This is a genomic window from Micromonospora sp. NPDC051227, assembly GCF_044455385.1.
GTDB lineage: Bacteria > Actinomycetota > Actinomycetes > Mycobacteriales > Micromonosporaceae > Micromonospora.
In genome coordinates, this window is the sequence record NZ_JBITET010000013.1 from 179,711 (window position 1) to 191,928 (window position 12,218).

Sequence of the window (12,218 nt, forward strand, 5' to 3'; positions counted from 1 at the left end):
GCTCACCTAATCCTCTGGCCGGCCGGCCGCTGGAAAGCAGGCTGTCGACTGCCGAATATTCCCGGTCTCGCCGGAAAGGGAGTAGCTGATCTTCCTATTCTGATACAAACATGCGGGGCGTGGCTCGATATGTGGCTCTGTTGGTCGAGGCGCGCGTCCGACCGCAGCAGATGCGCGGATCGAATCTGCCGAAAGATGCTGCCCACTCTCCACAACCCACCGCCGGCCTTCGTGGTGCGGCCCGCTTCCAGTCATCGACCGAAGGGAATCGACCATGGAGGTCCTCGCCATGCCGACCGCACCACCGGCCGAGGTCTCCGGGCGCCGCCGTAAGGCGGTCGGCGGCGCGGATACCGACGTCACCTCCCCCACCGGTGTCCGGCCGGATGTCGTGGCCTGGGTGGCGCTGATCCAGTTGACGGTGGTCGTCGTCTGCTACGGCGCCCTGCTGGCCGCGCCGAGGTTCGCCGCCAGCGCAGCTGCGGTCGTCGCCGTCACGAACATCGCGCTGTTGATGCGTCTTCGCGGGAACCGTCAGGTGAGCCTGGGATCGGTATTCCTCGCGGTCTATGCCATGTTCCACGTCGGCCTGACGCCGTACGTGGTCCTCGGCGTCGTGCCGGAGCTGCTGACCAGAGACACCGGGGACCCGTTGACGTGGCTGATGTCGCCGCAAATCCCTGCCGCGTTGACGCTGGTGACCATCAGCATGTCGGCGTTCATGTTCGGCTACGCGCTCGTCGCCTCCCGTCGGAGGGTCAGCCGGCACAGCAGGTCCGCCGCCAGGGCCGCTGACCGCTCCGGATCATCGGTCATGGTCTGGGTCGGGCCGATCCTGCTCCTCATCGGGGCCGTGCTTCTCCTCGGCGTGGTCCTGTCGGAGGGCGTGGGTTCGCTGGGCGCCGACAATTTCGCGTCGTTCCGGACCGACGAATACAATCCCCGGCTGGCGTGGGCATCCCTGTTTCTCGGGATCGGCATGGCGGTCCTTGGCACCAGCGGTCGGTCGGGTGGATCCCACTGGTGGGCCCTGGCGTTTCTTCCACTGGTCGCCATCCCTCTCGCCATCGGCCTGCGCAGCGCGACCATCTTCCCCTTGGCCGCCTTCCTTGTCGCCTGGGCGAGACGGCACCGGGTGCGGGTTCGGCTGTGGCACGGTGCGGTGATCCTCGCACTGCTCACCCTGGGATCGGTCATTCGCCAGGCGCGTGAGGGAGGCACAGGCGGCTTCCGTCTCACGAACGCCTCACTCAATCCCTTGGACGGCCTTGCGGAGTTGAGCGCGACGCTGCGGACCGTGGTGGTGGTCCGGGAGTGGCGCCAGGTCGAGAACCAGCCCTACGTCGGCTGGGAGACCTATTGGGCCCCAGTGGAACGTCTCATCGGCCGCTTCCTGGGTCTGGACATCGCCCCTGCCGCCCTCGACGACCGGAATCTCTCCACCGCGTTCCTGGCCCGCCCGGAACTCGGCCCAATCGGGGGCTCGCCCACCGCAGAGGCCTACCGGGCAGCCGGTGTCGTCGGTGTCGTCGTTGTGTTGGCGCTGATGGGGGCGCTCATCGCCCACCTCGACGGGATACGGTCCGGCTCGATCTGGGAGTACGCGGTGGGAATGGTCGGTTACGTGTTGCTGGTCTGGAGCCGCAACAACGTCACGCCGGTCGTCGCGCAGGCCGGGCTCTGTGTGGCCATCATCCTCGTGGCGCGCTGGGTCGGCGCCCAGCGGCCCGATCCCGTGGAGGACGCGCGTCTTGGCCGGGCAGTCCCCGGGCGGACCGGCGGCGACTAACGCGCGCGCGACGCGCTCGCCCGGCGGCGGGCTGGCGCCGGGCGGCACGGCTCTGACGTCAGTCCTCGACCGGTTCAGGAACCGGCGCCGGGCCGCTGCCAGAGCCTCCGCCACTCCCTGGCGACACTCTCGACAGTGAACGGCGACGTCCGCAGGGAACGGATCAGTTCCCGCCGCTCCTCGACGTTAGTGCTGGCCTGTCGGAGGGCGACATCGGCCCAGGCGTCCGCGCCCGCCGACAGCGAAATCGGCACCACGCCGCGGACCTGGGTGGACACCTCCCGGAGGGTGGGCAGGTCGGTCGCCACGACGGGCACCCCGGCGGCCACCGCCTCCAGGATCACGCCCGGCAGCCCTTCCCGCACGGACGGCAGCAGCAGTACGTCGGAGGCTGCCAGCACCGCTGCGATCTCGTCGACCTCGCCGGCCAGGACGACATGGGGGTCCGTGAGGATCTCCGGATGTGCACCGGTGATGTCGTCCACACCGCCCGGCCCTGCCACGAGCAGTCTGGTGCCGGGTCGCAGCGCGCACGAGGCGTGGTACACCTCGACGAGGAAGCGCCTGTTCTTCTCCGGCGCGGACCTGCCCAGGTAGCCGAGCACGGGGACGTCGACGGGAATGCCCCAGCGCTCGCGCGCGGTCCGCCGGTCCCACCCCTCGACGCGACTCGGAGCGACACCGTTGGGCAACACCCGGTACCGCGGGTCGTGGGGCCGCGTGCCGGCGAAATCCCTTGCCGCCGGCGTCACGCCCAGGACAGCCGTCGCGACCCGCGGCAGCAGCAGCCTGAGCAGCTGCCGCTGGGCTTTGCGTCGCCGGGTGTCAGCGCGTCCGTCGCCCTCGCTTGACAGCCGCGCCACGCGCACCGGGACGCCGTTGGCCCGGGCCGCGAGCAGGATCAGCGCGCTGGTCAGGCTGATATGAGAGACCACCACGTCCGGCCGCAGCGACCGTAGACAACGCCAAATGCGTACGGGGAACGAATTCCTCGGGCGTAACGGCAGTTGGAGGACGGTGGCGCCTGCAGCCCGGAACTCCCCGGCCAGCGTGCCCTCCCGCCCGGCGAGCGTGACGAAGGTCTGATGGATCTCAGAGGCGGGTATCGCACGGCAGATGTCGAGGGACGACGTTTCGACGCCGCCCCTGTCGAGGCAACCGAGGACGTGGACGACGCGGACCGGACGCCGCTCGACGTCGGGAGGGTCCGTCGGTGACGGCTCAAGGTGCGACCGACCGGCGCCTGGGCCGGTGGTCCCATCCTCAGCTGCAGGTGGCACGTCCGCCGGTTGACCGCTGCTGCTGTGGTTCGGGCGGCCAGCGCGCGGTAGGCGAGGCGTGGCGGATCCGGTTGACATGACGCACCTTTCCTCGGCGGCGCGGCGGGCTCAGCGAGAGCCCGCCAGGTCGTGGCTGGTCGTGGCGTCGCGTACCGCCCGGTAGAAGAGCTCGCGCTGCGGGGCGAGAGAGTCACGGGAGTACCGTCGGGCGCGGTTGAGGTTCCTCGCGGACGTGGCGATCATCCGGCGGCTGTCGTCGAGCATGCCGGCGACGGCCGCTGCGAGCGCGTCCGGGTCGTCCGGTCCTACCAGGTCTGCTGGCAGCAGGAGCTCCGGAATCCCGCCCACCCGTGTGCCGATGGCGGGTAGGGCACGGGCCATGGCCTCGATCAGAGCCCGGGGCAGCCCTTCCGTCCGGGACGGCATGACGAAAAGGTCGGCCGCGTCGAGCTGCCGCCGAACCGGCGCGCCGGGCGTGCACCAGCCCTCGAACCGGACCCGGTCCCCGACGCCGCGGCGCTCCGCCAGACGTTCGAGATCGCGTCGGTATCGACCCGTGCCGAGGTGGACCAGGCGTGCCGGCGTGCCGGCGCGGTTCAGTATCGCGAGCGCCTCGATGAGCACATCGATGCCCTTGTACAACTGGTCCATTGTGCCGATCGAGATCAACGTCGGCTCGGCGACCCCCCGGCCTGTGTACACCCGCGGCCGTTCCACGAACGCGTCGACGGGCAGGTCGATGCTCGAGATCGCGGCGGTCGGGGCGTCCGGACCCGCTGGGTACCGGGACTGCAGGTGGGACTCCGTCACGTACGAGGCGGCGACGGCGGATTGGCACTCCCGCCGGAGGCGGTCGGCGAATCGCCTCCGCAGCAACGGGCGCAGCGGATGCCGCAGCACGCCCGGGGCGAAAACGTCGTGCGGGTCGCCGACCACCTCCAGCGCGTACGGGAGGCGCAGCCGATTGCGGTGGACCGCGAGGCGGGTGCCGATGGGGGAGGGCACCCGCAGGATCACCGCGTCGTCCCGCTCGGCGGCCGACCGGAGCGCTCGCCCGATCGCGAACTGCGTGGCGAGGTACTCCCGCGCCCCGACGTAGTACGGCACCGGCCAGACCTTCACCTGGTCGCCGTCGGAGCGGACGGCCTTCGCGCCCGGTTCCGTGGCCTCCCGTACCCGTGCCACCACCCGCACCTCGTCGAAGACGGACAGGTACCTGGTCCAGAAGCGGTATGCGGGGCCGTCCGACGTCCAGACGGCCCCGTCGGGAGTACGGGTGAAACGAGCCTCCGTGCTTACGACCACCCTCACGGGCGCCCCGCCACGGTGGCTACCGTCTCGCAGATGTCGGCGACCTGCCGGGCCGTGTCACGGTTGTCGAACATGTCGACCATCCGCTGCCGAGCGGCTGTGCCCCGGCTCGCCAGGGTGCCCGCCTCGAACTCGTCGTAGGCGGCCTCCAGGGCGTCCGCCAGCGCCGCCGCGTTGTCGCGTGGCACGGTCCAACCGGATCGCTCGTCGACGGTCTCGGGGAGCCCGCCGGCGTCGCTGACGATGCTTGGCACCGCCATCGCTCCCGCCTCGACTGCCGCCCCGTGGCTCTCACTCAGGGATGGGCTGACGCTGACGTCGGCGGCCTGGTAGCACGGGCGGACGTCGGGGACCGTCTCCAGCCAGGTGATGGACGGGTCGTCGGCGACCTGGAACCGCTGGACGAGTTCCGCCCGGTGCGCCGCCCCGGCCGTCGTCCAGCCGCCGCCGACCAGCAACAGATGAGCCTGCGGATGCCGGCGGCGGAACATGCGCCATGCCTCGAGCAGGACGTCGTGGCCCTTGATGCCACGCCCCGCGTGCACGAGCCGCTTTGGCGGGTACACGTACGCGACCATCACCGCCAGGAAGGCATCAGGTGGGATCCCCAGCTCTGCCCGGGCCGCCGCGCGCGTCTCAGGCCCAGCGCCGGTCGGATCGAAGGCGCTGGTGTCCACGCCGTAAGTCGCGACCGCACGACGTCGCGAAGGGCAGCCCAGCTCGGCGTACCGGTCGGAGGCGTTGCGGCAGCCGCAGACGATGATGTCGTCCAGCCGCCACAGCAACCGTTCGGCCGCCCGGATTAACGGTGAGTCCAGGTAGAGCGGGCCGGCCACGGTGTGGACGCGGCGTATCGGCAGCCCGACGGTCGCCAGCCGCGCCACGTACGCGGAAGCGATCAGATGGTACTGGAGGACGTCCGGGCGAAGTCGGCGCATCAGGCGGCGTAGACGCCACAGCCCGGCCAGCATCGACGGACCCGGCCGCAACGGAAACGGGCACTCGACCACCTCGAATCGTCGCCCGCGCAGTTCCTTGGTGAGCCGGCCTTCCCCGGGCGGTAGCACGACGGTGACATCGTGCCCGCGCTCGCGCATTGCCTCCACCTGCGGCAGGATCCAGCTTCCGCCGCTGTTTGTCTTGATCAGCACGGCGATCCGGAGCCGCCGGGTTGCGGGCTGCCTCTCGTGGTTCCGAACTCGCTTGTCGTCGGTCGCTGTCACCTTGCGGGAACTCCCTTCGTCACGGCTGCGTCGACATGTCAGCGGGGCAGCGGTGCTCCCCGGGGGTTGTCGACGACGCTGCCGACCGGCTGACCGCAGAGGCGGGCCAGCTGCGCGATGACCTTGTCGGTGTCGTCGTACGGGTCCAGTCCGCTGACCTCCATCGGGTCCAGCGTCGGCACCGTCACGTGCGAGACCAGCGGGTGCAACGGCCGCGTGTCGACCTCGCCGGTGCCGAAGAGGTCCTCGTGCAGCTTCTCGCCGGGCCGCAGCCCGGTGTAGACGATCGGCACGGAGCTGTCCGCCTGCTCGGCCATCTGCCGGGCCAGATCGGCGATACGCACCGGTTCGCCCATGTCCAGCACCAGCGCCTCGCCGTCGCGGCCGATCTCGGCGGCCTGGAGCACCAGGTGCACAGCCTCCTGCACAGTCATGAGGTAGCGGGTCACGTCAGGGTGGGTGACGGTCAGCGGCCGGCCGTCCTCGATCTGCCGCTGGAAGGCCGTCACCACCGACCCGCGACTGCTCAGCACGTTTCCGAACCGCACGCTGAGGAAGGTGCCGGGGAGACGGGAAGCGGCGTGGGCGGTCAACCGCTCGGTGATCCGCTTGGAATACCCAAGGACGCTGATCGGATCGGCGGCCTTGTCGGTCGAGATGTTCACGAACCTGGCCACGTCACGGCAGGCGTCGAGCACAGACAAGGTGCCCCAGACGTTGGTCTTCACCGCTTCGCCCGGATGCCGTTCCAGCAGGGGAAGGTGCTTGAGAGCCGCCGCGTGGAAGATGATGTCCGGTTGGCGTTCCCGGATGATCCTGCGGATGCCCTCATCGTCCCGGAGGTCGGCGAGGATCAGCTCCGGTCCGTCCAGCAGGGCCCGTCCGGACAGCGACATCTGAAGGCTGTGCAACGCGGATTCGTCGCGGTCCAGCATCATCAGTTCGCCCGGATCGGCCTTCATGACCTGCCGACACAGCTCGGATCCGATCGAGCCGCCGGCGCCGGTGACCAGGATCCGTCGGCCGGCGAGGCTGTTGCCGGTCAGCGGCAGGTCGGTGACGACCTGACGGCGACCGAGCAGGTCGCTGATCTCCACATCGCGGACGTCCGTGACCGTGATCCGGTGGTCGACCAGGTCTCGCACCGGTGGAAGTACCTTGAACGCTGCACCCGTCTCAATGGTGGCCTCGCGGATCTGGCGGATCAGCGCGGCGTCGGCGTTGGCGACCGAGAAGATCACCGTGCTGGCGCCGGTACGGCGGACAGCGGCGCTGACGTCACGACGTCCACCGAGAACCCGCACTCGGCCGATGCGCAGGTCGCGCTTGTCCGGATCGTCGTCGAGGGCGCCGACGGGCAGGTAGCGCCCACGGGGGTCGCTGAGCATCGCCCGGAGCAGACCCTGCCCGGCGTCGCCCATCCCGAACAGCAGCACCGGCGTCGCCGAACGGACGTCCGGTCGCATGGCGAGGTCGCGACGGTGCCGGTAGACGAACCGGGCGGCGAACATGAACAACAGCGCCAGGGCGCCCCCGACCAGCGGGGTACTCGCGGGCACCGGCCGGTCTGCAGAAGGGAGCAGGCCGAGCAGCACGATCCCGGCCGTAGTGATCGCGGTGCTGGTGACGCCCTGCACCTCTTGGAGGCTTCCCAGCGGGTGGCGTCCGGAGTAGAGCCGACGGAGCGCGACCACCGCCACATGTACGACCGCGGCGACCGCGCCGATGCCGGCGGCCCGGGCCAACAGGCCGGAGGGCGGCTGGAACTCGTAGCGGGTCCACGCGGCCGCGACGAAGCCGATTAGCCAGGCGGCGGTGTCCGTGACGAGGAAACCGACGGCGCGGCGGCGGGCTCGGGCTCGACGAGTCCCTTCGTCTGTCCGTCGCGGGCTGTCCGTGTCCAGCGGCATGAGTGCTCCTTGTCCCGTTCCGGCCTCTTCCGCGCAGCGCGGAAGAACTTCGTCCGGTTTAAGCTTCTTATATCCACTACGGCACGTATTGGGGGTTTTGCAAATCTCGGCCAAACGTCTGACGAGACGGGTCAAGGGGGTCGGCTCAACGAGCCGGCACGCCCTTCACCACGACGTCGGACGGAACGTCCCGGACGACGCAGGCACCGGCCCCGACCACGCTGTCTCGGCCGACACGCAGGCCCTGGAGCACCGCGGCGGTCGTGCCGATCAGCACGCCCTCGGCGAGGTGGCAGTCGCCGGAGACCGCGGCGAGCGGATTGACCGAGACGTAGTCGGCCAGTGTGCTGTCGTGGCCGACCGTGCAGTTCTGGTTCAGGTGCACGTGCCGGCCGATGGTCACGTTGGTGGTGACCCGCGCCCCGGCGAACGCGACGAACCCGGGGCCGTGCGCGATGTCCGGTCCGATCGTGGCCGCCGGGTGCACCAGGGTGGCGGCCGGCAGCTCGTAGCCGTCGAGGCGCGCTCCCACGGTCCGTCTGACCCGCGGATCGCCGATCCCGATGACGTAGTGGGTGTCGGCGGGCGCGTCGCGAAGCCATGCGAGCCCGCCGAGGTAGGGCACGTCGAGGACCTGCACCCTTTTCAGGTTCTCCTCGCTCGGCGCGTCGTCAACGAAGCCGAGTGGTCGCCAGCGTGACCGGCCGGCGTTCGCGTCCATCGCGCGGGCGATGGTGAGAACCTCCCGGCCGTGGCCGCCGCAGCCGACGACCACCAGCGGAACCGTCATGCCGTCGGTGCTCCGGCTCGCGCGGCCAGGAACTCGTCGACCGCCCCGAGTACCCGCCCAATCTGCCCCTCGTTCAGCGCGCTGCCGCTCGGCAGGGCGAGCCCGTCGGTGAAGAGGGCGTCGGCCGCGCCGGTGACTACGCACTCGGCGCCGGCGTAGACCGGCTGACGGTGCATCGGCTTCCACACCGGACGGGTCTCGATGCTCCGGGCGGCCAGGTGGGCCGCGAGGTCCGCCGCCCGCCAGCCGGACTGCGCCGGGTCCACCCGGATGCAGGTCAACCAGCAGTTGGAGCCGGCGTCCTCCGCGCCGATCAGTTCGACGCCTGGCGTCGGCGCGAAGACCTTGGCGTAATTGTCGCGCAGTTGCCGACGACGCGCGATCATCTCGTCCAGCCGCGCTAGCTGTGCGCGGCCCAGCGCGGCCAGGAGGTTGCTGAGCCGGTAGTTGTAACCCACGTCCCGGTGCTCGTAATGGCGCGTCGGCTCCCGTGCCTGGGTCGCCAGGTGTCGGGCGCGGGTCAGCAGCGCCAGGTCGTCCGAGACGAGCATTCCGCCGCTGGAGGTGGTCATGATTTTGTTGCCGTTGAAGGAGAGGGCACCGATCCGGCCGAACGATCCGGCGGGCTGTCCACCGCGGTTGGAGCCGAGAGCCTCGGCGGCGTCCTCCACGACCGGCACTTCCGCCTCGGCGCAGACCGGCAGCAGCGCCGTATAGTCCGCGCAGCTGCCGAACATGTCGACCGGCACGACCGCGCCGATCCGCTCGCCGTGCGCACGCAGCCGGTGCAGCAGTGGGGCCACGAGGTCGACGTCGAGGTTGCCCGTGCGTGGGTCGCAGTCGACGAAGACCGGGCGGGCGCCGGTGTAGCGCACGGCGTTCGCCGTGGCCACGAAGGTCAGCGTCGGTACGACCACGACGTCGCCGGGCCCAACTCCCACACCGAGCAGGGCCAGGTGCAGGGCGGCCGTACCAGTGTTCACCGCCACCGCCCCTCGGGTGCCGACCCGCTCGGCCATGTCGCGCTCGAACGCGTCGAGGTCCGGACCGACCGGCGCCACCCAGCCCGACCGCAGGGCGGCGAGGACATACGACTCCTCCAGCGGTCCCACGTCGGGCGGCGAGAGGTAGATGGTCCTGTTCATCGGACGCCTCCGGGTCGTGCCGTCGTGCCGGGTGCCTGGTCCTGTCGCCCGGGCGTCGACCTCTGCGGCGTGCCCAGGAACTCCGGAGCGGTGGCAGAGCCCTCCGCGGAGATCCCCTCGCGGCGCAGCACGGTGCGGACGGTCGCGAGGAGGATCGACAGGTCGAGCCGAAGGCTGCGGGTGTCGACGTACCGGACGTCGAGGTCGAGCTTCTCCTCCCAGCTGAGGCTGTTCCGGCCGCGTGTCTGGGCCAGCCCGGTGATACCGGGCCTGACCTCGTGCCGGCGCGCCTGGGCGGGGGAGTAGCGCCGCAGGTATTCGGGCAGCAGCGGGCGGGGGCCGACGAGGCTCATGTCCCCGCGCAGCACGTTCCACAAGGTGGGTAGCTCGTCCAGACTGGTGGCCCGCAACCAGCGCCCGAGCGGGGTGAGCCGATCGCCGTCGCCAACCAGTCCCCGGGGCAGGTCCGGTGGCAGCATGGTACGGAACTTGACCAGCTCGAAGGGGCAGCCGTGCAGCCCGGCCCGGCACTGCCGGAACAACACGGGCCGGCCGAGTCCCACCGCGACCAGGGCGGCCACCACTCCCAGCACCGGCGCGCTGAGCACCAGGAGCATGGCGGCCACGGTCGCGTCGAGGATCCGCTTGCCCCGGCCCGGCCGGGTCTGTCGTGGTGGGTGTTCGGGTGCGTTTACGAGACCAGATATCGCCACCGTTCCGACCTCCAACACGCAGCCGCCTCCGACAAATGACCTATCGGGTATAAAGTTCACGATCGCCTCGGAAGGGCGCACTCGCGACCGAACCCGTCAGATCAACCCCGCAAGACCGGTTGAGGAAACGGCCGCGAGCAGGTCATTCGCTTACGAGCGCCGGGAGAGGGATGGGCGGCAGCATCGCCCCTGCGACGTGGAGTTGACCATCTTGACCGCCCGCTCAGTGGCTTCATATGGCGGCCGGACGCGCTGGTCCGGGTGGCCGGCCTGCTCGCCGGTGTGGCGGGAGTGCTCTCGTCGACATCGACGAAGTCCAGCAACCTGGTCGGGGTGCCGATCTCGGTGCGCCCGGTGTCGGCCGAGGCGAACCTGGCGGTGGCCGCCGCCTACCGAGTGTGAGACGAGGCGGCCGGCCTGCTCACCCTCGTGGTGCAGCAGGCCTGGTGGTGGAGCCTGGCCCGCTGGGCCCGTCGCCCAGCAGCCGGTTGAGCAGCGTCCGCAGCGGGATCGACTCACCGTCGCGGCCACCCGCCCCGATCACCAACGGCGCCGGGCTGGGTTCCGGGTCGACGCCGAACAGCCGAGCCCGCAGACCGCCCGAAACGGTCAGCAGGTGGAATCGGCCCGCCACGTCCACCGCCCGGGTCTCGGCCCGGTCGACGTACCAGCCGGTCAGCTTGGTCCGGTAGCGCCCGCGCCCGTCGTATCCCCGGGCGACCAGCCGGGTGGTGGGCAGCCCTCGCCGGGTCGCCTCGGCCACGAACAAGGCCACCAGCTCCGCCGCCTCCGCGTGCTCCGCGGCTCTCCGCCGCGCCTCCGCGTCGGCGTGCGCCAGCACCGCGTGCCGCTGCTGATCCCGCCACTCCCGGCCGTCCCGCTCAACCACGACGCCGACGGTACGCGACCCCACTCAGTCGAGGACGGCCAGCAGCGTGTGCCGGGCGATACGGGCCATCACCGGATTGGTGTCAACGTAGTAGGGCAGCGCGTTGATCGCCTGCTCCAGCGCCCAGCCGCGTCCCCGCTCCCAGGTCGCCTCGTCCACGCCCAACGTCCGCCGGTACGCCTCCCGGGAACCCGCGTCGAACAGGTTCCACGCCGGCATCAGGTCCACTGCGGGGTCGCCCACGCCGACCGCGCCCAGATCGATGACGGCGGCCAGCCGGCCGTCGCGGACCAGCAGGTTGCCCGGCATCAGGTCGCCGTGGATCCACAGGTCGGCGGGGTCGTCGCGGCGCGCGTCCCGGCACCGCTCCCACACCTCGCTGAGCGCGGCGGTGTCGGTGAGCGCGCCGCTGACCGCGAGCGCGGCCCGCACGCCGGCGTCCTCGGCGGCCAGCCGCCCGCCGCGCCCGTTCCCGGACCAGATCCGCCCGCCGGTGTCGATGCCGCGCAGAGCCGTCACCACGCCGGCCCGGTCCCGCGCGAAGACGTCGAGGTCGGCGATCCGGTCGGGCTGGGCCGTCTCCCCCGGAATGAACTGGTACGCCGTCCACGGCCCGGGGTACCCGTCGCCCGGCTCGCCGAGGCCGAGCGGCTCGGGCACCGCGACCGGCAGGTGCCCGCCGAGCAGCACGGCGTACTCCTGCTCGCGCCGCAGCTCGGCGCGCAGCTCGGGGTCGGTCGAGGGGAGCAGCGGAAACCGCAGCACGATGTCCGGGCCGAGCCGGAACAGGGCGTTCACCGTGCCGGTCGAGGGGAGCGGCCGGACCGGCAGGCCCCGCCACCGCGGAAACTGCTCGGCCACCAGCGCGGAAACCACGTCCACGCTCACGTCCACCTGACCGGCGTGCATCCTCACCGCGAGATCATCACCCCGACGCTGCGGCTGCGCGAGCAGATTTCCCCGGGGCCGCGCCGTCCGCTCCTGCGGCCCTTCGCTTGCCGCGGCCGGCCGCTTCCCGGGGCTGCCCGGGCCGTTCACCTCGATAGCCGATGACTTCAGGGCCCGATCGCTCCAGATCTTGGACAGTTTCCGTCCTGTGGGCGGGCTCAACCGGTGGTTGCAACACTGAGGAGCTGGGTCATCTTCTCACCGGGGGTGGCCCAGCCCA

General features: G+C 71.0%; 11 protein-coding genes. 2 read left to right on the forward strand and 9 right to left on the reverse strand.

Going from position 1 to position 12,218, the window contains the following annotated elements; all coding sequences use genetic code 11:
* Positions 1-274 precede the first annotated feature (274 nt).
* The gene (wzy, locus tag ACIA47_RS26895) at positions 275-1,789 is read left to right on the forward strand and encodes an O-antigen polysaccharide polymerase Wzy (RefSeq protein WP_203121200.1); all 1,515 of its coding nucleotides are present in this window, start codon (positions 275-277) and stop codon (positions 1,787-1,789) included.
* Positions 1,790-1,863: 74 nt separating this feature from the next.
* Here wzy and ACIA47_RS26900 read toward each other — a convergent pair whose 3' ends face one another.
* From ACIA47_RS26900 to ACIA47_RS26930, 7 genes are all read right to left on the reverse strand, one after another.
* A complete protein-coding gene (locus ACIA47_RS26900) occupies positions 1,864-3,147 on the reverse strand; it encodes a glycosyltransferase family 4 protein (protein WP_396711216.1) in 1,284 nt (427 codons plus the stop codon).
* Positions 3,148-3,177: 30 nt separating this feature from the next.
* Entirely contained in the window at positions 3,178-4,380 is a 1,203-nt protein-coding gene (locus ACIA47_RS26905; protein WP_396711217.1) for a glycosyltransferase, read from the reverse strand.
* Positions 4,377-5,603: a glycosyltransferase family 4 protein gene (locus ACIA47_RS26910; protein WP_396711218.1), complete on the reverse strand. Its 1,227-nt coding sequence runs from the start codon at positions 5,601-5,603 to the stop codon at positions 4,377-4,379. Before ACIA47_RS26910 ends, ACIA47_RS26905 begins: the two co-directional genes overlap by 4 nt.
* A 38-nt stretch (positions 5,604-5,641) precedes the next feature.
* Positions 5,642-7,513 carry a nucleoside-diphosphate sugar epimerase/dehydratase gene (locus ACIA47_RS26915; protein WP_203121208.1) on the reverse strand — a complete coding sequence of 624 codons (1,872 nt, stop codon included), beginning with the start codon at positions 7,511-7,513 and terminating at the stop codon, positions 5,642-5,644.
* A 145-nt stretch (positions 7,514-7,658) separates the two neighbouring features.
* A complete protein-coding gene (locus tag ACIA47_RS26920) occupies positions 7,659-8,303 on the reverse strand; it encodes an acetyltransferase (RefSeq protein ID WP_396711219.1) in 645 nt (214 codons plus the stop codon).
* The gene (locus ACIA47_RS26925; RefSeq protein ID WP_396711220.1) at positions 8,300-9,448 is read right to left on the reverse strand and encodes an aminotransferase class I/II-fold pyridoxal phosphate-dependent enzyme; all 1,149 of its coding nucleotides are present in this window, start codon (positions 9,446-9,448) and stop codon (positions 8,300-8,302) included. Before ACIA47_RS26925 ends, ACIA47_RS26920 begins: the two co-directional genes overlap by 4 nt.
* Entirely contained in the window at positions 9,445-10,161 is a 717-nt protein-coding gene (locus ACIA47_RS26930; protein WP_396711221.1) for a sugar transferase, read from the reverse strand. Before ACIA47_RS26930 ends, ACIA47_RS26925 begins: the two co-directional genes overlap by 4 nt.
* Before the next feature lie 189 nt (positions 10,162-10,350).
* On the opposite strand from ACIA47_RS26930, the gene ACIA47_RS26935 reads away from it, so the two are divergent.
* Complete coding sequence (locus ACIA47_RS26935; protein ID WP_396711225.1) at positions 10,351-10,563, forward strand: DUF389 domain-containing protein; 213 nt, start codon at positions 10,351-10,353, stop codon at positions 10,561-10,563.
* A gap of 19 nt (positions 10,564-10,582) precedes the next feature.
* On the opposite strand, the gene ACIA47_RS26940 is transcribed toward ACIA47_RS26935, so the two are convergent.
* Both ACIA47_RS26940 and ACIA47_RS26945 read right to left on the reverse strand, forming a co-directional pair.
* Positions 10,583-11,050, reverse strand: a complete 468-nt coding sequence (locus tag ACIA47_RS26940) for a hypothetical protein (RefSeq protein WP_203121214.1) — start codon at positions 11,048-11,050, stop codon at positions 10,583-10,585.
* 24 nt (positions 11,051-11,074) lie between these two features.
* Complete coding sequence (locus ACIA47_RS26945) at positions 11,075-11,959, reverse strand: aminoglycoside phosphotransferase family protein (protein WP_396711226.1); 885 nt, start codon at positions 11,957-11,959, stop codon at positions 11,075-11,077.
* Positions 11,960-12,218 lie beyond the last annotated feature (259 nt).